The organism is Clostridium saudiense (assembly GCF_000577815.1).
Classification (GTDB): Bacteria; Bacillota; Clostridia; order Clostridiales; family Clostridiaceae; genus Clostridium; species Clostridium saudiense.
Genome location: NZ_CBYM010000003.1, coordinates 129,657 through 151,171, shown reverse-complemented (window position 1 = coordinate 151,171; position 21,515 = coordinate 129,657). Strand labels below are relative to the sequence as shown.

18 protein-coding genes are annotated in these 21,515 nt (G+C 28.6%); 16 read left to right on the top strand and 2 right to left on the bottom strand.

What is annotated here, in order from left to right; translation table 11 throughout:
* Positions 1 to 555: 555 nt before the first annotated feature.
* The 6 genes from TY07_RS03000 (at position 556) to TY07_RS02975 (ending at position 8,489) form a co-directional block, all read left to right on the top strand.
* Complete coding sequence (locus TY07_RS03000; protein ID WP_042395113.1) at positions 556 to 1,875, top strand: sugar ABC transporter substrate-binding protein; 1,320 nt, start codon at positions 556 to 558, stop codon at positions 1,873 to 1,875.
* A gap of 208 nt (positions 1,876 to 2,083) precedes the next feature.
* On the top strand, positions 2,084 to 2,545 hold the full coding sequence (locus TY07_RS02995) for a hypothetical protein (RefSeq protein ID WP_042395110.1): 462 nt from the start codon (positions 2,084 to 2,086) through the stop codon (positions 2,543 to 2,545).
* Positions 2,546 to 2,585: 40 nt separating this feature from the next.
* A complete protein-coding gene (locus TY07_RS02990; RefSeq protein WP_042395107.1) occupies positions 2,586 to 4,673 on the top strand; it encodes an ABC transporter permease subunit in 2,088 nt (695 codons plus the stop codon).
* 5 nt (positions 4,674 to 4,678) lie between these two features.
* Positions 4,679 to 5,575, top strand: a complete 897-nt coding sequence (locus tag TY07_RS02985; protein ID WP_198133966.1) for a sugar ABC transporter permease — start codon at positions 4,679 to 4,681, stop codon at positions 5,573 to 5,575.
* 17 nt (positions 5,576 to 5,592) lie between these two features.
* On the top strand, positions 5,593 to 6,675 hold the full coding sequence (locus TY07_RS02980; protein WP_042395104.1) for an ABC transporter ATP-binding protein: 1,083 nt from the start codon (positions 5,593 to 5,595) through the stop codon (positions 6,673 to 6,675).
* Between the two features lie 182 nt (positions 6,676 to 6,857).
* Complete coding sequence (locus TY07_RS02975; RefSeq protein WP_042395101.1) at positions 6,858 to 8,489, top strand: Na/Pi cotransporter family protein; 1,632 nt, start codon at positions 6,858 to 6,860, stop codon at positions 8,487 to 8,489.
* 58 nt (positions 8,490 to 8,547) lie between these two features.
* Here the strand turns inward: TY07_RS02975 and TY07_RS02970 are convergent, their stop codons facing one another.
* On the bottom strand, positions 8,548 to 9,384 hold the full coding sequence (locus tag TY07_RS02970; RefSeq protein WP_042395099.1) for a patatin-like phospholipase family protein: 837 nt from the start codon (positions 9,382 to 9,384) through the stop codon (positions 8,548 to 8,550).
* Between the two features lie 192 nt (positions 9,385 to 9,576).
* Between TY07_RS02970 and TY07_RS02965 the strand changes: the two genes are divergently transcribed.
* The 8 genes from TY07_RS02965 (at position 9,577) to TY07_RS18280 (ending at position 17,716) form a co-directional block, all read left to right on the top strand.
* Positions 9,577 to 9,957 carry a zinc-ribbon domain-containing protein gene (locus TY07_RS02965; protein WP_042395094.1) on the top strand — a complete coding sequence of 127 codons (381 nt, stop codon included), beginning with the start codon at positions 9,577 to 9,579 and terminating at the stop codon, positions 9,955 to 9,957.
* Between the two features lie 167 nt (positions 9,958 to 10,124).
* Complete coding sequence (locus TY07_RS02960) at positions 10,125 to 11,255, top strand: iron-containing alcohol dehydrogenase (RefSeq protein WP_042395092.1); 1,131 nt, start codon at positions 10,125 to 10,127, stop codon at positions 11,253 to 11,255.
* Positions 11,256 to 11,306: 51 nt separating this feature from the next.
* Positions 11,307 to 11,579: a TIGR04076 family protein gene (locus TY07_RS02955; protein ID WP_042395089.1), complete on the top strand. Its 273-nt coding sequence runs from the start codon at positions 11,307 to 11,309 to the stop codon at positions 11,577 to 11,579.
* Positions 11,580 to 11,648: 69 nt separating this feature from the next.
* Positions 11,649 to 12,881, top strand: a complete 1,233-nt coding sequence (locus tag TY07_RS02950; RefSeq protein WP_042395086.1) for a PucR family transcriptional regulator — start codon at positions 11,649 to 11,651, stop codon at positions 12,879 to 12,881.
* 278 nt (positions 12,882 to 13,159) lie between these two features.
* Complete coding sequence (locus tag TY07_RS02945) at positions 13,160 to 14,590, top strand: APC family permease (RefSeq protein WP_042395083.1); 1,431 nt, start codon at positions 13,160 to 13,162, stop codon at positions 14,588 to 14,590.
* 68 nt (positions 14,591 to 14,658) lie between these two features.
* A complete protein-coding gene (gabT, locus tag TY07_RS02940) occupies positions 14,659 to 16,002 on the top strand; it encodes a 4-aminobutyrate--2-oxoglutarate transaminase (RefSeq protein ID WP_042395079.1) in 1,344 nt (447 codons plus the stop codon).
* Positions 16,003 to 16,137: 135 nt separating this feature from the next.
* The gene (locus TY07_RS17145) at positions 16,138 to 17,154 is read left to right on the top strand and encodes a D-alanyl-D-alanine carboxypeptidase family protein (RefSeq protein ID WP_052330588.1); all 1,017 of its coding nucleotides are present in this window, start codon (positions 16,138 to 16,140) and stop codon (positions 17,152 to 17,154) included.
* A 142-nt stretch (positions 17,155 to 17,296) separates the two neighbouring features.
* Positions 17,297 to 17,716: a TM2 domain-containing protein gene (locus tag TY07_RS18280; RefSeq protein ID WP_042395077.1), complete on the top strand. Its 420-nt coding sequence runs from the start codon at positions 17,297 to 17,299 to the stop codon at positions 17,714 to 17,716.
* A gap of 110 nt (positions 17,717 to 17,826) precedes the next feature.
* Here the strand turns inward: TY07_RS18280 and TY07_RS02925 are convergent, their stop codons facing one another.
* Positions 17,827 to 19,707 (bottom strand): carbohydrate-binding domain-containing protein, encoded by a 1,881-nt coding sequence (locus TY07_RS02925; RefSeq protein ID WP_042395073.1) that lies wholly within the window; start codon positions 19,705 to 19,707, stop codon positions 17,827 to 17,829.
* Between the two features lie 365 nt (positions 19,708 to 20,072).
* Here TY07_RS02925 and TY07_RS02920 point away from each other — a divergent pair, with 365 nt between their 5' ends.
* Together TY07_RS02920 and TY07_RS02915 are read left to right on the top strand one after the other, a co-directional pair.
* The gene (locus tag TY07_RS02920; RefSeq protein ID WP_042395071.1) at positions 20,073 to 20,825 is read left to right on the top strand and encodes a polyphosphate polymerase domain-containing protein; all 753 of its coding nucleotides are present in this window, start codon (positions 20,073 to 20,075) and stop codon (positions 20,823 to 20,825) included.
* The gene (locus TY07_RS02915; RefSeq protein WP_042395069.1) at positions 20,819 to 21,508 is read left to right on the top strand and encodes a DUF4956 domain-containing protein; all 690 of its coding nucleotides are present in this window, start codon (positions 20,819 to 20,821) and stop codon (positions 21,506 to 21,508) included. The genes TY07_RS02920 and TY07_RS02915 overlap by 7 nt, the downstream gene beginning before the upstream one ends.
* Positions 21,509 to 21,515 lie beyond the last annotated feature (7 nt).

Genomic DNA, 21,515 nt, shown 5'->3' with positions numbered 1-21,515 from the left:
AGTAATCAATAATATAATGTATTTTTATTTGGGTTTACTATAGTTTACTATAATTATGGTATTATTTGCAAAGGTATTAATAAATAATTACTACTTTATAATTACTTCTAATAGCTTAGAAATGGCTTAAACAGGTAGAAATAGAGCAATGTGTGAAATTATTGTAAAAAAAGGTGCTTAAATATATATAAATAATATGAAATTTAACATAACATATTTTTTTTTAATTGTTGACGATTATTTAGGAATTAGATATAATGTAAACATAAACAAAGAAATAATATTTAAAAATGAAAAATATTAACAATTCCCGTTGAGGGATTTAATTTTCAATTTCATTGGAAACGATACCTAAAAGATTGTTTTAGATTCTAATAATACTTATATTGATAGTAGCTTATAGGGTAGACAAGCTAATAGATGTATCTTTATATTATTAATGAAAACATTTTCAAAGAGTTGGAATCGTTTCTGAAATTACCTAAGTATAAATATGTATTTAAGTTATATTAACTTTAAATAAATTGATTTTTGGAAAAGTGGAGGAGAATTATTATGAAAAAATTATTAGTAACATTACTTGTTGCAGCTACTTCATTAAATTTTGTAGCTTGTGGATCAAGTAATAGCGGGGATAGCAATAAAGGAGAACAAAATAATACAGCTACATCAAATAGTGATGAAAAAGTTACTTTAAAGGTACAAGCTGAAAAAGACTGGATGCCTTACTATGAAAAAGTTAGAGATACTATAGTAGAAAAGTATCCAAATGCAACAATTGAATTAATTGAAACAGGATCATTTGATCACTTAGATGTATTAGATCAAACAGATGCAACAAACTCTGATGTTGCAGACGTATTTGCTTTACCTGCAGATAGATTATATGGTCTAGCTAAAAACCAAGTTTTAGCTGCAATGCCTGCTGATGAAATGGCAGAAGAAGTTGGTGGATTTGCTGATTTTGATAATGGATTAGGTGGAAACTTCAATATTGATGGTGAATACTTAGCGTTCCCTTATAACATAGAAACATTAATTGGTTATGTTAATGTAGAAAATGCAAAAGCTGCAAACATCGATACAACTCAAAATATAGAATTCACAGAGTTAGAATATAATCAAATTTTAACTACAGTTCACGATGCTTGGTATGGAGTTGCATTTACTAATTCAGCTGATTTTGAATTATTATCAAAAGAATTAACAAGTGATGCAACTAAAGAATGGGCAGATTTAACTGAAGAACAACAAAAATTATTTGAAGGATTATATAACTACTGGAAAGGTCACAAAGAAAATAATACATCTTTATGGGATAAAGATGCAGCTAGTGGATATATAGAAGAACAATTCAAAACTGGTGGAAGCGATGTTATTAAGATCGATGGACCTTGGGCAACATCTTCAGTTAGTGAATTAGTAGGAAGCGCTGAAAATATGGAAATCATTCCATTAAGTCAAATCACATTCAATGGACAATCATTAAAACACTGGAAAGGTGGATGGGGTCTTGGAATAAATGCAAGATGTGAAGATGATGAAGCTAAAATGGAAGTTGCACAAGCATTTATAAAAGAAATAGTTAATCCAGATAACGCTAAAGAATTATTTGATGCTACTGGTAAAGTATTAGAAAATGCTACAATTGCAGATTATGAAGGAATTGATGAATTACAATTAAAAGTTATAGAAGCAACTTATGAGAGTTATGAAGTAGCTGAAAACAGACCTCTATTCAGTGAATATGGACAAGTTTGGGAAACATGGCAAAACTCTTTATTATCATGGTCAGCTAAGAACCCTGCAAATGCAGAAGAAGCATATAAAGAAGTTAAAGCTTCATTTGATGGTATGATGTCTAACTTTAACTAATAAAGCTAAATATAAATTTAATAGTATTTAAGATAACTAATTTAAGTTAGTAGTTCTTAGTTGAAGCTTAAATAGAAACTCCTTCGGGAGTTTCTTAAAGATTAGAAATCACTTATTTTCCCTTTCAATCAATCAGTAGTTAAAGCTTTAAAATAGAAGAAAAATGCTACTAGCTTAAATTTGTTTATTATTTAGTAGGAGGATCCACATGAGAGAAAGTATAGAAATGCCCAAAGGTACATTTTATACAATTGTAGCAATATGTGCAGCAATTATAATGATGACATCTATGGAGATGTTAATTAAAGCTAAAGATACAGATTTATTTAATATGTGGTTATCCACTAGTAATTTAGGAGAAGATGCGCTAAGTCAAACAACAAAAGAATTATTCTCTACATATTTAAATGTATGTATATCAACATTCTTTATTAGAATAATAACACCAATGGCTGTAGCTATTCACAGTTACTTTACTTTTACAAAACTTAGAGTTACTAAGCTATTTGTAGCAATATGGGTTGTAATTATAATAGGTGCATTTGCATTAACATTTTTAGGAGAGCAATTTTATTCAATATTCTTTATCGGAAGTGCAATTGGTTATTTAGCTTTAATTTTTGCAATGATTTACTTAGGGAAGTGTATTAGAAATGTTAGAAGTATTTAATTATGAAGTTATTCAGAAGGTATAAAAGGAGGTAAAAGGGTTGAAAAAATTCAATAAGCATTTATATGATAATATTAATCGAGAGTATGATAGAAAAAATTTATACCTATATGAAGTTTCAGTTTTACAGGAAAAAATTGAGGCTGCAACTGGTAAAGAAAAAGAAAATTTAGAAAAGAAATTAAATGAATTAGTAAAAAATAAAAAAGATCATCCGTATAATAAACAATTGGATGAATATAAGAAAAAGGAAAAAGATTTTTTAGAAGAAGTTAATAAAAAGGTGTCAGATTATAAATCAAAGGTTGATACAACATTACCTTCAAAAGTACAAAAATTAGAATTAAGATTATTTAAGGCTAAAGAGTTTGTTAATTTCTATAAAAAGTATACTAAACTTACTTATGATGCGGAATTAATATATGAGCAATCTAAGATAGAAATTGCTCAAATACCACCAGTAATTGAATTTGCTAGAGAAGCAACAAAAGAGTTGAAAGAAGCTCAAAATAAGTTAACAAAAATAAGTTCAAATGACAATGAAAAATTTGAAGCTGAATTTAAAAAATTCAAAGAAAATGAAAATAAGAAATTACATGATAGAATTAGTGAAGTTAAATCAAAGTGTAAGGAAGGTTTAATTTCTGGACAGGCTAAAGAAAATACAATAAAAGAATTAAAGAGAAAATATAAAGAAGCTCTATTAGTTAAATCATTTGAATCTGAAAAAACATATAATGAGGAAATTATTAAAAATAAAAAGTATGAGCTTTCAAAAACTGTTAAGCAAAAAATAAATACTGTTAACATTAATGTTGCAGATTTAAGAAGAGTTTATCCAGTTGAAACTGAAAAAACATTACCTTGGGTATCTTGGATTACTTTTTTAATTCCTGGGCTTGCTCAAGTAGTGAATAAACAATATGTAAAAGCGATTATAATGTTCTTTGCAACAATATATATATATGCTATAGCTATTCCATATGCTTTGGGATATGGAAACTATAAAGGAGACGGTATTGCAGGTCTTATAACTTTGGCTGCTGATGGAGGTAGACTTGATAGATCAATCATTTTCATGATTGAAGGTATACTTGCAATATTCTTAGTATTAATTGGTATTTTCTTAATGTATATATGTTTTAAGGATGCCAATACAGTTGAAAAAGATACAATTAAAGGAACAAGATTTAGAAGCTGGATTGAAACTAAACAAACTTTATTTGAAGATGGATTCCCATATTTAGTTTTATCACCAGCAGCTATAATTACTATATTTATAGTATGTATTCCAGTTGTTACTACAATTCTTTTATCATTCACAGGAATGGGACCAGATACCCAAGCTAAGTTTGGATGGGAAGCATTAGAGAACTATAAAATGATTTTCTTAGGTCAAGGTATGGTTGGTGCTATATTCTGGAGAATATTAGGATGGACAGTAATTTGGACTATTGGAGCTACAACTTTAGCAATTGCTTTAGGATTTATTTTAGCAATAGTTCTTAATAATGACAGAATTAAAGGAAAAGTATTATTTAGATCAATATATCTTTTACCATGGGCAGTACCTGCATTTATTTCTATACTATTCTTTAGTATTTTATTTGCTGATGGTGGAACTGTAGTTAACTCATTGAGAAATGTTTTTGGACCAAACTTCTCAATAAAGAATGATACATTCACTATAAGACTTACATTAATTTGTATTCAAGCTTGGCTTGGTAGTGCATATATTTTCTTATTATCTACAGGGGTTTTACAATCTATAAATGCTGAGTTATATGAAGCTGCTGATATTGATGGAGCAACAAGCTTTAAAAAATTAACTAAAATAACTGTACCGCTAGTTTTATTCCAAACAGCGCCACTTTTAGTTGGACAATATACATTTAACTTTAATAACTTCAGTATTATAGCTTTATTTAATAATGGAGGACCATTTGATCCAAGTAAATATGGAAACTTAGCAGGTTCATCAGACCTTTTAATATCTTATATATACAAGTTAACAATGAATAGCCAATATCAAGCTGTTGGAGCAACAATTACTGTTATTATTTCAATAGCATTAATAATAATTGCATATATAGGATATAAAAACACAGACGCATTTAAGAGGGGGTAGGGATGATGAGTATATTTAAAAAGAAAAAAAATGATTTATATCTTTCTGATAAGCAACCTCTTACTGTTGGAGGAAAAATTGCACTTGGTGTATCATATGCATTTTTAATATTGTGGGCAATAATGGTAATAGTACCAATAGCACAAATTGTAATATCATCATTCAATGGAGCACAAGTAAATAGACTTATAATTGGTGGAGAATTTAGTTTCTCATTAAAGCACTTTAAAACATTATTTGAAGATACACTTTATTTAAAATGGATGGCTAATACCTTATTTGTAAGTATTACTACAGCAATATTAGTAATATTAATAGTATCATTTACTGGATATGCTTATTCAAGATACAGATTTAAAGGTAAAAAAGCATCTCTTATGACAGTTATGCTTATTCAAACAATACCAACATTTGCAGGAATTACAGCTTATTTTACAATGTATTCTATTGCATCAGATATAATGCCAGGTCTTACAAGACAAATGATGCTTATATTAATATATGCTGGTGGAGGTATAGCTGGTAATACTATAATTCTAAAGGGATATTTAGATTCAATATCTACAGAACTAGATGATGCAGCTAAGATAGATGGATGTTCTAGTATGAAAATATACAGACTTATTATAATGCCAATTGCAAGACCAATGCTTGCAATAATAGGTTTATGGTCATTCATAGGACCATTTGGTGATTACTTATTACCAAAAGTATTATTAAATTCATCATCTGATTATACGTTAGCAGCAGGTTTACAAACACTTATAACAGATGAACGTACTATAAACCAACCAGCGTTCACAGCCGGAGCACTTTTAACTGCAATACCGATAGTAATATTATTCGTTGTACTACAAAAACAATTAGTATCAGGTCTTTCAAATGGGGCTACAAAAGGATAGGATAGGAGATAGTAGATATGAAGGTAACATTAAATAATATTGGAAAGAAATATGAAAGTAGAGAAGATTTTACTTTAAGACATATAAATTTAGAAATAGAAGATAAGGATTTCTGTGTAATTTTAGGACCATCAGGATGTGGTAAAACCACATTATTACGTATGATTGCAGGTCTTAACTCTATAACAGAAGGAGACTTAATATTTGGTGAGAAGAGAGTTAACAAACTTGCATCAAAAGATAGAGATATAGCTATGGTTTTCCAAAGCTATGCTCTATACCCACATATGACTGTATATGATAATATGGCATTTTCATTATCAATGAGAAAAGAAAGAAAGAACATTATTAATGAGCGTGTTAATGAAGCTGCAAAATTACTTCAAATTGAAAAGTATTTATATTCTAAGCCATCAGATATATCTGGAGGACAAAGACAAAGAGTTGCATTAGGAAGAGCAATTGTAAGAAAACCAAGTGTTTTCTTAATGGATGAACCTCTTTCTAACTTAGATGCTAAGTTAAGAGAGCATATGAGAGTTGAATTAGTTAGAATTCACAAAGCGCTTGGAACAACATCTATTTATGTAACACATGACCAAGTAGAAGCTATGACTATGGCTACAAAGATCGTTCTTATGAATGATGGAAAGATTCAACAAGTTGGTAAACCATATGAATTCTATGAAAAGCCACAAAATATGTTTGTTGCTAGATTCATTGGATCACCTACAATTAATATGATAAAAGGTAAAATGGAAGGAAAGAAATTTGTTTCTGAAGATGGATTAATATCTATCAATCCTTCTGAATCTGATTTAAAAGCTTTATCAAATTATGAAGGCAAGGATGTATACTTAGGAATTCGTTCTGAAAGATTTGTTGGAGATGCTGATAAAGATACATTTGAGTGTACAGTAGATGTTATTGAAGTTTTAGGTAAAGAAAAAACTCTTTATGTTAAATTAAATAGCGGTAAGGATCTTGTAATAACAGTACCTGGATATCATCAATATGAAACTGGAGAAAAGCATAAATTTGGATTTGATTTAAGCGCATTACATTTCTTCGATGCTGAAACTCAATTAAGAATTAACTAATAATAAATAGTAAAACTATAATAAAACCATAATATTCTAAAGTTGGAACTAAACCCGATAGTTCCAACTTTTTTTATTAATTTATTTTTTTATAGAAAACATAGAGTACTTATTTAAATATAAAAAGAATATAGTTTATAAATGAAATATGTATAAATATAACTGAGGGGATTATAAAGTATATGAGTAGTTTTGAGATTGTTACAGGGATTTTTGGTGGGTTGGGTTTATTTTTATATGGTATGAAATTAATGAGTGATGGACTTGAAAACGTTGCTGGGGAAAAGTTAAAAGGTATATTGGAGAAAATAACTAGCAATAAAGTAATAGGAGTACTTGTTGGAACAATTGTAACGGCTATTATCCAGAGTTCTAGTGCTACTACAGTAATGGTAGTTAGCTTTGTTAATGCTGGATTAATGACATTAACACAAGCTACAGGAGTTATATTAGGTTCTAATATAGGTACAACAATTACTGCTCAAATGGTTAGTTTTAATTTAGAGGTTATAGCACCAATATTTATAGGAGTAGGTGCTATAGTTATGATGTCTGCAAAGAAAAAAAGAATAAAAGATTTAGCTTATATTGCTTTAGGATTTGGAATATTATTTATGGGAATGGGATTAATGTCGTCTTCCCTTAAACCAATATCAAATTTACAGATATTTAATGATTTTATTTCGGTAATAGGAAAAAATCATTTTTTAGGTGTATTAGTTGGATTAACTATGACTGCAATATTACAAAGTTCATCTGCAACTACAGGTATTTTAGTAGCTTTAGCAAACTCAGGTAACATAGATATGAATGTAGCATTCCCAATAATATTAGGCTGTAATATAGGAACTTGTGTTACTGCAATATTAGCGGGTTTAACAGCAAATAGAACAGCAAAGAAAGCAGCTTTATTACATCTATTATTTAATATATTTGGAACTGTTTTATTTTTACCATTTTCAGATAAGGTAGTTACATTTGTAAATTATTTAACTCCAGATAATGTAGCGAGACAAGTTGCAAATGCTCATACTATATTTAATGTTGTAATAACAATTTTTATATTACCAATATCAAAATATTTTGTAATGTTAGTTAATCATATATTACCAGATGATGAAGGTAAAGAAAGCTGTGGTGCAATTTATTTAGATAAAAAACTTTTAGAAACCCCAATAGTAGCTAGTGGACAAGTTATTAAAGAAACAATAAGAATGGCTAATAAGGCAAAAAATAATTTGGAATTGGCTATGGAGGTATTCTTAAATTGGAATGAAGAAAAAATGAAAAAAGTATATGCAAATGAAAGTATTATTAATACATTAGAAAGAGATATTACTGAATATTTAATAGAATTATCTCAACATAATTTACCAGAAGAAAATGCAAAATTAGTAAGTCAGGCATATCATACAATTAATGATATTGAGAGGATAGGAGATCATGCAGAAAATATAGTTGAGCTTGCTATTCAAAAATATGAAAATAACATTACTTTATCTTATGATGGTTATAAGGAAGTAAGACAACTATTTGAGGTTACTTTAAGGTCTATAACTATTGCAATTGAAAGTTTTAAATCTAATGAAATAAGCGATGATGAAGTTGAAAAGGTTGAAGAAGAAATAGATAGTTTAGAAAAGCAATTTAGAGAAAATAATATAAATAGATTAAGTGCTAAAACATGTCTAGCAGATGCAGGAATAATGTTTTTTGATCTTTTATCAAATTTAGAAAGAATAGGTGATCATGCTAATAATATTGCTACAGTAAAAGAAAAACCAAATCATAAAATTCATGCAGAATTATGTTAGTAAAAAGTATTAATTATAAAAGGCTATACTTTATTTTTTATAAAGCATAGCCTTATTTTTAAGTAAATAATTTTTTTATGTCATTAATTCTTTTAGTAGCTAAGTCATAACCATGATTATAGTTAGCCTTAAGTTTATCAACATCTTTTTCAAAGCTTTCTAATGAGAATTCAGGTCTTAAAATAAGTGCCTTTCCTTGTTTTTCAAGCTCTTCACAAAATCTTACTGTTTCATTATAACTATCATGACGGTTTAATAAAGCATCTTTTAAGTTTGGATATTTATTATTAAGCAATTTTGCTACAAGAACATTCTTTTTGCTTAATTCTTTTTTATAACCTTTAGGTTGAGTTAAAATTATTAAATGTTTATCATTACCATCTTCGATTGCCTTTTTTATCGGAATTGGATCACAAATTCCTCCATCATAATATTCATTACCATTAAGCTTAATTACTGGGAAAAATATAGGTAAAGCGCATGTTGCTCTTAACATAGTAGCTTTATCATCTAAATTTTTACCATCTAAGTATTCAGTTTTACCTGTTTTAGCATTAGTAACTCCCACTAAAACCTTACCTGGATATTTCTTATATGTATCCATATCAAAAGGAATTAATTTATTTGGTATTTCATCAAAAACAAAATCAAGTCCAAATAAACTTTTACATTTCAAGAAATTCCTATAACCTAAATAACGTTTATCATTTCTATATTTAGTAACTACTTCAAGGTTACGTCCTCTTTGTTGAGAGATATAAGAGATTCCGTTAGTTATTCCAGCAGATACACCTATGCAATAAGGAAATGTAATATTATTGTCAAGTAATGCATCCATAACTCCAGCACTAAAAATTGGTCTAAGAGTTCCACCTTCTAAAATTAAACTAGGCATAAAGCAGCTCCTTTCAATAAGTTCTTATTTAGTAATTATAAAACAAAATAAATTGCAATACAAATATTAGTATATAATAATTAATATTTGTATTTAATATAAATTAAAATTAGGTTATAATGTAAAGAAAAGTATAGTAATAAAATTCAATTAATAATTGTTAGGAGTAGAAAATTAAAGAAGGGGTATTTTATGTTTTTTATAGGCATATTTGGCATAGATAATAAGTTTAAGGAGATTAAAGTATTAAATAATTTCAGCTGTAAAAATTGCAATATTTCTAATGGAGCAAGTCTAGTAAAATATTATACTTTCTTTCATTTTTTCTTTATACCAATATTTAAATGGAATGAAGAGTATTATGTGATTTGTAATGGATGTAACTCTTCTTTTAGTATTCCAAAAGAAAAAGGAAAGGCTATTGAAAGAGGGGAAGATATAGAAATTTCATATTGGGATTTAAAAGATAATAATATAAATAATAATTATTTAAAAAAACGATGTCAAAAATGTAATAGGGAATTAGAAAAAGATTTTGAATATTGTCCATATTGTGGAGAAAAAATCAAATAATTTTTTTGTCAGCGTGGACAAAAAGATTGTTCTAGATAGTTATATAATAAAATATTATATATTGATATAATTTAAGTTAGACAAAGATGTCTTTATTTCATAATAAAGGCATCTTTTTTTGTTTTATAGAAGTTTAATATTTTTAATAAATATAAGGGGATGGGAAGATGAATTTTAATTATAATTTGCCTGTAAATTTAATGTTTGGAAGAGGAAGAAGCAGTGAAATAGGAAAAGAAGTAAAAAAGTATGGTAATAAAGTACTTATAGTGACAGGTAGAAATAGTACTAAAAAAAGTGGATTACTTTATAAGGTTATAGACGTTTTAAATGGTGAAAATATTGAATATGAAATTTTTGATAAAGTTACTCAAAATCCTTTAAGTACAACCATATATGAAGGAGTATCAGCAATACATGAAACTAATTGTAATGTTGTTTTAGGCTTAGGAGGGGGTAGCATAATGGATGCTGCTAAAAGTATAGCATTTTGTGCTAAAAATCCAGGAAATATTGAAGATTATATTTATGGTATTAAAAAAGGTGAGAATGCCCTTCCGATATTGTTAGTACCTACTACTTGTGGAACAGGTAGTGAAGGAAATGCTTTTTCAGTAATAACTAATGTTGATACAAAAGATAAAAAATCTTTAAGAGATAATTTAATAATTGCAAAGGCTTCTATTATAGATCCTGAGCTTATGACAACAATGCCAAAGTCAGTACTTGCAAGTGTTGGATTTGATGCTTTAGCTCATAATATGGAGGCGTATCTTTCTAAAATTACGAATCCTTTAGTTGAGATACAAGCTTTATATGCAATGAAGTTAATAGCAGAAAATTTACCAAAAGTTTATGTGGATTATAACGATTTTGATGCTTGGGAAGCTGTTACTTTGGGAAGTACTTTGGGTGGAATGGTTATTGGAGTTGCAGGTGTAACTGCAGCACATGGAATGGAACATCCCGCTAGTGGACTTAGAGATATTGTACATGGAAAGGGGTTAGCAGCATTAACTCCTATAATAACAGAAAAATCATGGAGAAGTGATGTATATAAGTATGGGGAGATTTCTAAGATATTAGGTGGAAGTTCAGCAGAAGACTGTAGACAAGCTATTGAAAACTTTTTAGATAAAATAGATTTAAAAGTTAAATTAGGTGATTTAGGAATTAGAAAAGAAGATATAAGTTGGATGACTGAAAATTGCTTTAAAGTATCTAAACCTAGTATGGAAAATCACTCAAAAATATTTACTAAAGAAGAAGTAAGTGAAATGTATAATGAATCAATATAGATTGGAAAATTAATATAAATAGATTGTGAATAGTAAAGGGGAGATATAAAAATGAGTGATTTTAAAGAATATAAAATTAAACTAGTAGTGAAAAGTTCTAAATGTGATTTATATAAGACAGGAGATGAAATCTATATTGATGGAGCGTTACTAGATAAAGAGAAATCCGCTAATGTATGTTTAACAGCAATTAATGCATTTTATCCCTTTATTTATGCAGCAAGAAAGAGAGTAACAGCTGAGCAAATGGGATTTGATGAATTAACATTTCAATGCCCCGATTGCCCAGAAAAGGTAGAATTCACTATAATACAGGTTGAATAGTTAAGAGTTTTGAGTTATTTCTTAACTAAAAAAGAGTGCTGTGCACTTTTTAGAAAGGGGAATGGAGTTATGGCTATTACAATAAAAGATATTTTTAAATTAGATTCTCTTACTAGTATGAAAATAGTAGCAGGAGATGAGGGAATAGAAAAACAAGTTGAATGGGTATATGTTGCAGAATGCTTTGAAGATCCTTTAGAGGGAATACAATGGCTTCAAGGCGGTGAATTAGTTTTTATAACTGGTTCTAAAATGAAAGGAAATTTATCATATATAGCAAGAATTGTAGAAGGTATTTCCGAAAAAAATGCATCAGGATTATTAGTTAATATAGGGCCATATATAGATAACATCCCAAAAGAAGCTATTGATGTGGCAAATGATTTAAAAATACCTGTAATGACTATACCATGGAATGTAAAGCTTATAGATATATCAAAAGAAATTACAAATAAGATTATTTTATCAACTGTAGAAGAAGGATCATTAACCAATTTTCTAAGTAATATGTTATTTAGTGATGGAGACGTCACAGGTGATGCTAGAAAGAAGATGACGTATTTTGGATATGATTTAGATGGGAAATGTGCAATATGTGTAATTGATACAGATAAATTTCAATTGTATTTAGAGGAAAGAAATATATTTGATGAAGCTGGAGTAATTAAAGTTAAAGTAATATTTAAGAGAATAGTAGATTATGTTTTAAAGAAACATGGATTTAAAGTACCTATTATAGACAAAGATGATGCGCTTATACTATTTTTAAAAGATGATAAAAATTATATGAATAGGATAGAAAAGATATTAATAGAAATACAAGAAGCATTAAGAAAAGAGATGGATAATATTTCAGTAAGTATAGGAATTGGAAGTAGTTATGAAAATTTAAACATGATGAAAAGTTCTTTAAAGGAAGCTGAGTTATCAATTAAGTATTTAAAATGTAATGGATATGATAGTAAAATTAAAAAGTATGATGAAATTGGAGTTTATAAGTTATTATTTAATATAGAAGACAAGGCAGTTTTAGAAAATTTTTATTATGGAACTTTAGGACCAATATTAGAAAATGATAAGAAAATTAAAGAGGTTAATAACATTAAAATATTAGAAACATATTTTAATGAGGATTGTAATGTAACTAGTACAGCAGAAAAGTTATTTCTTCATAGAAATACGTTAAAGTACAGAATAAAAAAAGTTGAAGAATTATTAGAGTGTGATTTAAGAAATTTTAATGATTGCAATAAATTGAAAATGGCAATAGAAATTGGCAAAATTATAAAACTATATTTATAAGTGATTAATAAATAAGTTTGGTGTTTATGGACAAAAATATTAGATAGTTTAGACATAGCAATAATACACTATATTAACTATAATAAAAGTATAAATTAATTAGCAAATAAACAAAGGCGTTTATAGATTAATGAAATCTATAGGCGCTTTTTGCTTAGTAAATAATAAATTTAAGAAATATAAAAAGACAAGGGTGTCTTTCACAATGCAATTCTAAAGATATTTAGGATAATGTTTGAGTGAAAGGCACTATTTTTATTAAGGGGGAGATTTAATATATGCCAAAAGAAGATAAGTTTGAAAGAGTATTAAATAAGAAGGATGTTTTTGTATTAGCATTTGGTGCAATGATTGGATGGGGGTGGGTTGTTTTATCTGGAGAGTGGATATTAAAAGCTGGAACGGTTGGAGCAATGATAGCTTTTGCACTTGGTGGATTGATGGTTTTATTTGTTGGATTAACCTATGCTGAATTAACAGCAGCAATGCCAAAGTGTGGTGGTGAGCATGTATTTAGTTATAGAGCACTTGGAAGAAATGCATCATTTATTTGTACTTGGGCGATAGTACTTGGATATATATCAGTTGTAGCATTTGAAGCTGTTGCTTTCCCAACAGTAATGCAGTATTTATTTCCAAGTTATATGAAGGTTCATTTGTATTCAGTAGCAGGATTTGATATATATTTGACTTGGCTTCTTGTTGGAGTAATAAGTTCAATTTTAATTGCTGCAGTAAATTATTTTGGAGTTAAACCAGCAGCTAGGTTTCAAGGAATATTAACAATAGTTATAGCAATTATAGGATTATCACTTATAACAGGATCACTATTTAATGGAGAGGTATCAAATGTACAACCATTATTTAAAGATGGAGTTAATGGAATTATAGCTGTAGCTGTAATGACACCATTTATGTATGTTGGATTTGATGTTATACCACAAGCTGCTGAAGAAATGAATATTCCTTTTAAAAAGATTGGACAAATACTTATATTATCAGTAGTTATGGCTGTTGTTTGGTATGTGGCAATAATAGGTGGGGTTTCTTTAGCAATGTCCTCAACTCAAATAGAAACTTCAGAGTTAGTAACAGCAGATGCAATGGCAAATGTATTTTTCAATAGCCCAATAGCATCAAAAGTCTTAATTATAGGTGGAATTGCAGGTATTTTGACTAGTTGGAATTCATTTTATGTTGGAGGAAGTAGAGCAATTTATTCTATGGCTGAATCTGGAATGCTTCCAAGTTTTTTAGCAAGGCTTCATCCCAAATATAAAACACCATGTAATGCAGTTATTTTAGTTGGCGTAATTTCATCATTGGCACCATTTTTAGGAAGAAAAATGCTTGTATGGTTATCAGATGCGGGTGGATTAACAATAGTAGTTGCTTACTTAATTGTTTCAATTTCATTTTTAGTATTAAGGAAAAAAGAGCCAGAAATGAGTAGGCCATATAAAGTTAAACATGGAAAGCTTGTAGGAACTATTGCAGTAATAATGTGTGTTGTTTTAGCAATAATGTATTTACCAGGGTCTCCTGCAGCATTAGTATGGCCATATGAATGGGGAATTTTAATAGCTTGGACAGTTCTTGGATCAGTATTCTTTGTTTGGGCAAAGGTTGCAAATAAATATGAAAAGCAGCTAGAAGAGAAATTCTTTAAGGAAGAAGTAATGGAAGAAGAGATTATTGATAGAATATAAGTTAAAAATTAAAGGTAAATAAGTAAAAAATAATTAATATAAAAAAATAAAAGTTTTGAGGTGTAATTATGATTAATGAGAAAAATGTAAAATTAGTAACAGCTATACCAGGGCCGAAATCATTAGAAATAATTGAAGGTAGAAAAAAATATGTAGCAAATGGTGTGTCAATGGCAACAACCATTGCAATAGAAGAAGCTAAGGGAGCTTTAGTAAAAGATGTTGATGGTAATGTTTTATTAGACTTTGCAGCAGGTATAGGTGTGCAAAATGTAGGTCATTGTGATGATGAAATTATAGCAGCTGTAAAAGCGCAAGTAGAAAAATATATACATCCTTGCTTTCATGTGGCAACTTATTCACCTTATGTAGAATTATCTAAGAAGTTAACTGAAATAGTAACAGGTGATTATGAGAAAAAAGTAATGCTTGCTAATAGTGGAGCTGAGGCGTTAGAAAATGCAATAAAGGTTGCAAAAGCTTATACAAAGAGACATGGAATATTATCAGCAAATGGTTCATTTCATGGAAGAACTCTTATGACAATGTCTATAACAAGTAAATATAAACCATATAAAAATGGATTTGGTCCATATGTACCGGATACGTATAAGTTTGATTACCCATATACCTATAGAGCACCTAAAGGTGTATCAGAAGATGATTATGCAGAAGAGTGTTTAGAAAAGCTAAGAACAATGCTTAAAACTACTATTGCAGCTGAGCAAATTGCATGTTTGATAGTTGAGCCTCTTCAAGGTGAAGGTGGATTTGTAGTACCATCTGCAAAGTATATGCAAGGATTACAAAAAATATGTAATGATAATGGAATAGTATTTATTGTTGATGAAGTACAAGCTGGATTTGCAAGGACTGGTAAAATGTTTGCCTATGAGCATTATGGAATTACACCGGATATAGTTACTATGTCTAAATCAATAGCAGCAGGGGTTCCATTAAGTGCAGTTGTTGGTAGAAAAGAAATAATGGATTCAGCTTGTGTTGGTGGTATTGGAGGCACATATGGAGGTAGTCCGCTTGCTTGTGTGGCAGCATTAAAGGTTATAGAAAAAATAGAGAAAGAAAATTTATGTGAAAAATCATTTAAGCTTGGGGAATATATAATGGGAAGATTAAATGAAATGAAAGAAAAATATCAAGTGATTGGCGAAGTCAGAGGACTTGGTTCAATGATAGGATTAGAGTTTGTGAAAGATAGAGAGACAAAGGAACCAGCACCAGAAATGGTTAAGGAAATAATAAATAGTTGTTTTGAAGAGGGAATTATATTAATAAATGCAGGGTTATTAGGAAATGTTATTAGATTTTTACCACCATTAGTTATGACAATAGAACAAGCTGAATATGGAATGGATGTTTTAGATAAGGAAATAAGCAAGATAGCAAAATAGTATTATTTAGGGAAATGGGGCTATATTATATAGAATATGGCTCTATTTTTTTGCAATATATTATAAAAACTCGAAAAATATATTATAATCAAGAAGAAGGTTAATAAAAATATACGTTACTTAGTGGAGATGAAAATGAAGAAAAAAATAATAAGTAGTATTATAATAGTTGTTTTGGTAAGTGCTGGAACAGGTTTGTTGATAGGAAGCAGACCTAAGAAAATAATTATACAAGTAGATGGTAAGGTCATAGAAAGCAAAACAAAGGAAGATAATGTTGGACAAGCAATAGAAGAAGCTAATATTGAATTAGATGTTAATGATAAATTAAATTATGATATTGATGATAAAATTAAAAATAATCAAGTAATAGTAATTAATAGAGTTGAAACAAAAGAGAATGAGGTAATTGAGAAAATAGCTTTTAATGAAATAGTTGTTGATGACTATAAAACTAAAGTTGGGGAAACTAGGATTATTTCAGAGGGGGTAGAAGGAGAGAAAAAAATCATCTATACAATAACATATGAAGATGGTAATGAGATTAGCAGAGTGATAACAAGTGAGGAGATAATAGTCGAGCCTACAGATAAAGTTGTAGCACAGGGAATTTTTGATCCAAGCAGTTTAACTGTTTGTGTAAATAGAAAAAGTACATTGTCATCTGATTATAAACCTACAGATTTAGTGCTACCAGATGTAAGAGCGGTTAACAGTAGCAATAGATTATATATGAGAAAAGAAGCAGCAAGTGCATTAGAGGAATTATTTAAAGCTGCTGAAGATGAAAACTATTATTTATATGCTGTGTCGGGATATAGATCTTATAGTTATCAAAAGAGTATATATAATCCTTATAGTGGATATTCAGCTCCAGCAGGTGCTAGTGAGCATCAGTTAGGATTAGCTATGGATATAACATTAGCTAAATATAACGGTACATTATCAGTTGATTTTGGTAATACGAAAGAAGGAAAATGGGTTAAGGAAAATGCTCATAAGTATGGATTTATAATTAGATATTTACAAGGGAAAGAGGATATAACAGGATATAATTATGAACCATGGCATCTTAGATATTTAGGGGTTGATTTAGCTACAGAGTTATATGAGAAAAATATTACTTTAGAAGAGTATTATGGTGATTATTAGAAGTTTTATTAATAAAATTATATGTGTGGTATTGAGTAAAAGGTAGAACAGTATTTAAATGAAAATTTTAATATATTAATAAGAATATTTATCCTATGAATTATTATATATTTTAATAACAATAATTTATAGGAGGAAACTTGTGTATTGTAGAGAATGTGGACAACTCATAAGTAATGAAAGTTCTAAGTGTACAAATTGTGGTACCGAAAAAGGATTAGGGGATAATTATTGTTACAAGTGCGGTTCGATAATAAAGAAGCATGATTTGGAACGTTGTGAATTTTGTGGAGCTAACTTAAATGATAATAGATATGTGGCAAGAGAAAATGCAAAAAGTAAATTAATAGCAGTATTTTTAGCACTATTCTTAGGTGGAATGGGAATTCATAGATTTTATTTAGGATATGTAAAAATAGGAATAGTACAATTGTCATTATGGATTCTAGGATACTTTACAGGTGGAATTACTTGGATTATTACAGAAATATGGGGATTTATAGAATGTATTTTAATCTATATTAATAAGATTAAGGACTCAAATGGTAATGATTTAGAGTGAAAATAGAATTTATCCTAAGTAATAAAATTAATTTTAGGAGATAGAAATTTTAAAAGGTGAAGCAAATTTAAATGCTTCACCTTTTTATCTTATATAGGAAAAAGATTAGATTAACGTCTTCCACTATTAGGTTTAGTCATATTTCCTCCTGCACCAGGCATGGCAGAATTACTGCCACCAGTTGTTACACCACTTTGAGATACATTACTTACAGTACTAGAAAGAGTAAATGAAGTAATTTCAGTACCGCCGCTAGTAGTACCATCAGTGTATAACCCATCAGTAGATGTACCAGTAGATGTACCTCCATAGTAAGCACTATAAGTTTTACCTGTTTCTAATTCAGGTGATGAAATAATAACTGATTGATATGACTTTGATGGTGCAAATGAAATTATCTCTTCTCCAGATTCAGCTTTAATAGTTAATAAGCTATTTGCTGTTCCATTAACATATACATTAATTGAATTTTGTGTGGAAGAAGTACTTGGATTTTGTGCCATTCCAGAACTTCCGGCTGCAATTAGAAGTCCACCATTTATATTAAATGTTGAATCATAATCTAAGGCACCATTTCCATTATCTTGTGGCCCATTTACTATGACTGTACCATCATTTAATTCGATTGAACCATTAGCATCAATACCATCACCAGACGCATCTATATAAACATATCCACCATTAAAGTTTATTTGACCATTTCCAGAAGAAAAGTTATTTTGGCCAGGTCTTCCGCTTGTTGAAGATGAATCATTTCCACCAGATGCATTTATGCCATCATCACTAGCAACTAAATGAATGTTACCACCATTAATATTTATAGTTGTACTTTCTATTCCTTCATAAGATTTACTTATATTTATATCTCCACCATTAATATCTAAAGTTGTGTCAGAGTGAATTCCATCATCACCAGAAGAAATATCAATAGTACCACCATTAATTACAATGCTATTGTTAGAGTGAATTGAATCATCAGAAGAATCAATTGTAAAAGTACCTCCATCTATAGTTATTGTATTAACAGCTTTAATTGCTTTTGCGCTACTAGTATCAGTACTAGTACTTGAACTACTACTAGAGCTATTTCCCCATTGTCCCCATGGATTTTGATCATTATTATTTTTAGAACTACTATTTCCACTACCACCACCAGTAGTTATATTTATAGTTCCATCAGATATATTTACATTGCTCTCAGCTTGTATTCCATCATTAGTTGAAGTGATATTTAGTGTACCACCTTGAATATCAATATAACCTTTCTCAGTTTCTTCACTATTGGTAGATTTTAAACCATCACCAGAAGCATTAATAGTAATATTTCCACCTTTTATAGTAATAGAATCTTTACCCATAAGCCCATCATCAGCAGAAGTAATAGTGATATTTCCGCCAGTGATTTTTAAATCATCTTTACTTGTAATACCATTATTATAATTAGCATTAACTGTTAAAGTACCATTTCCCCTAATAGTTAAATCATCTTTACTAAATATTGTTGCATTTGGTTCATCAGTAGTAGAATCTTCAAATGTATATGAATCACCATCAGTTATAGTATTAGTTGTACCATCAGGCAAAACTAATATTGCATTTTTAGCTGCTTGAACATATATAGGTGCACTATTTTCATAAGTTAAGTTTACATTGTTAAGAACTAAATAAACATTGTCTTCAGATTCACTATTAACAATTATTTGGCAATTAGAAGATGTACCACTTATTTCATAAACTCCGCCGGAGGTAATAGTTACTTTATTATCAGATACTGTAGCACCAGTCCCGCTTACAGTAATTGAGCTATCTAAATTAATATTACAAGTAACTTCACCAATATCATCATCCAATTTTAAATCAGAATTTATAACTGTATTTGTAGTTTCTTGAGCAGTAGTATTAGTGTTATTTGTATTTGATGTTTTTGAGCAAGCTATTGTACTAGCACATAAGGTAACAACAGTTAATAATATAATAAACTTTTTCTTCATAATTTCCTCCAAAATTTCTTAAGTAACAATTTTCTATTCACAAGAAATTTACTTAACTTTTAATTTAATATCATACTTACAAAATTATATTAACAATAAAACCTTAAATTAATCTTAAGTGAGGAGGAGTTGCCTTTAAAAATTTAAATTTTCCTTATTAAACTTTCACAAAAAAATTATTTATAGAAATTATTTATTTTTACTTAAAAAATTTATTTCCTATATATAAATAAAGGAAAATGTAAAATTCAAGAGTAGAATTGTAAAAAATAGTTTAAACATAAAAATATTTTAAGATTTTTTTAAGGTTAGGATTTTATAATTACATTAAGGATTTTAAATAATACGTTTTGGGAGGTACTTTTATGGCAATAAAATCATTTAAGAGATACGAAAAAAAATATCTGTTAAATCAAAGTCAATATGATGAACTTATAAAAAGAATAAGTGAATATATGGATGCAGATGAGCATTGTAAAAATGGTAATAACTATAGTATTTATAATATTTATTATGATACTTTTGATAATCAAGTCATTAGACATTCAATAAATAAACCCTATTATAAAGAAAAGCTTAGATTAAGAAGTTATAAAACGCCAGTTAGTAAAGAGGATAAAGTATTTTTAGAAATAAAGAAAAAAATAAATGGTGTAGTAAATAAAAGAAGGGTAGTTTTAACACTAGGAGAAGTTCAGGATTTCTTAAATAAAGGAATTAGACCTGAAAAAGATGATTATATGAGTAATCAAGTATTAAATGAAATAGAAAATTATTTAGAAAATAATAAGGTTAAACCTAAAGTTTATATAAGTTATAGTAGAAAAGCGTTCTTTTGTAAGACTGATAAAGACTTTAGATTAACATTTGATTCTAAAATAATTACAAGAAGAGATAACTTGTTATTAGAAGCAGGAAATTTTGGTGATGAACTTTTAGAACCAAATCAATATTTAATGGAAGTAAAAATATTAGGAGCAATTCCTTTATGGTTAGTAGAAATCTTTTCTGATTTATCTATATATAGTACAAAGTTTTCAAAGTATGGAAATGAGTATATGAGGTATTGTTTAAATAAAAATAAAGAAAATGAAATGAGGAGAGTAAAAATATGTTAGAAACGATAATATCATCAACGACGGGAGAATCATTTACATTAGCAAATGCATTATTAGTTATAGGATCATCAATAATATTAGGGTTATTAATAAGTTTAGCTTATATGTACACTCATAAGAAAGAGGGGTATACCCCAGGATTTACAATAACATTAATAATGTTACCAGTTATAATTTCAATAATAATTCTTTTAGTAGGTAATAACGTAGCAAGAGCATTTAGTTTAGCAGGTGCATTTTCAATAATTCGTTTTAGAAGTGCCCCTGGAGATCCTAAGGATATATCTTATATATTCTTTACTTTAGCTGTAGGTCTTGCATGTGGTATGGGTTATATAGGATATGGTGTTATAGTAACAGTTATCTTATGCATAATTATGATTGTTTTAGATAAAATAAAATTTGCAGTTCCAAAGACTAAAAATATGAGATTAAAAATATTAGTACCAGAAGATTTAAACTATGAAGGTGTTTTTGATAAAATTTTAGATAGTTATTCAACTAACTGGGCTACTGAAAGTGTAAAAACAAAAGATTTTGGTGCATTATTCGAAATATCTTATAAAATTCATTTAAAAGAAGGTGTAAGCCAAAAGAATTTAATAGATGAATTACGTTGTAAGAATGGAAATTTAACAATTGCATTAACATCAGCAGGATTAGAAGAAAAAGTTTATTTATAATTAAAAA

Excerpts from the sequence above, each read along its gene's own strand:
- TY07_RS02925 (WP_042395073.1), bottom strand. The coding sequence starts at position 19,707 with ATGAAGAAAAAGTTTATTATATTATTAACTGTTGTTACCTTATGTGCT.
- TY07_RS02980 (WP_042395104.1), top strand. The coding sequence starts at position 5,593 with ATGAAGGTAACATTAAATAATATTGGAAAGAAATATGAAAGTAGAGAA.
- TY07_RS02985 (WP_198133966.1), top strand. The coding sequence starts at position 4,679 with ATGAGTATATTTAAAAAGAAAAAAAATGATTTATATCTTTCTGATAAG.
- TY07_RS02955 (WP_042395089.1), top strand. The coding sequence starts at position 11,307 with ATGAGTGATTTTAAAGAATATAAAATTAAACTAGTAGTGAAAAGTTCT.
- TY07_RS02970 (WP_042395099.1), bottom strand. The coding sequence starts at position 9,384 with ATGCCTAGTTTAATTTTAGAAGGTGGAACTCTTAGACCAATTTTTAGT.
- TY07_RS02995 (WP_042395110.1), top strand. The coding sequence starts at position 2,084 with ATGAGAGAAAGTATAGAAATGCCCAAAGGTACATTTTATACAATTGTA.
- TY07_RS17145 (WP_052330588.1), top strand. The coding sequence starts at position 16,138 with ATGAAGAAAAAAATAATAAGTAGTATTATAATAGTTGTTTTGGTAAGT.
- TY07_RS02945 (WP_042395083.1), top strand. The coding sequence starts at position 13,160 with ATGCCAAAAGAAGATAAGTTTGAAAGAGTATTAAATAAGAAGGATGTT.
- TY07_RS02950 (WP_042395086.1), top strand. The coding sequence starts at position 11,649 with ATGGCTATTACAATAAAAGATATTTTTAAATTAGATTCTCTTACTAGT.
- TY07_RS02975 (WP_042395101.1), top strand. The coding sequence starts at position 6,858 with ATGAGTAGTTTTGAGATTGTTACAGGGATTTTTGGTGGGTTGGGTTTA.
- TY07_RS02965 (WP_042395094.1), top strand. The coding sequence starts at position 9,577 with ATGTTTTTTATAGGCATATTTGGCATAGATAATAAGTTTAAGGAGATT.
- TY07_RS02915 (WP_042395069.1), top strand. The coding sequence starts at position 20,819 with ATGTTAGAAACGATAATATCATCAACGACGGGAGAATCATTTACATTA.
- gabT (WP_042395079.1), top strand. The coding sequence starts at position 14,659 with ATGATTAATGAGAAAAATGTAAAATTAGTAACAGCTATACCAGGGCCG.
- TY07_RS02960 (WP_042395092.1), top strand. The coding sequence starts at position 10,125 with ATGAATTTTAATTATAATTTGCCTGTAAATTTAATGTTTGGAAGAGGA.
- TY07_RS02920 (WP_042395071.1), top strand. The coding sequence starts at position 20,073 with ATGGCAATAAAATCATTTAAGAGATACGAAAAAAAATATCTGTTAAAT.
- TY07_RS03000 (WP_042395113.1), top strand. The coding sequence starts at position 556 with ATGAAAAAATTATTAGTAACATTACTTGTTGCAGCTACTTCATTAAAT.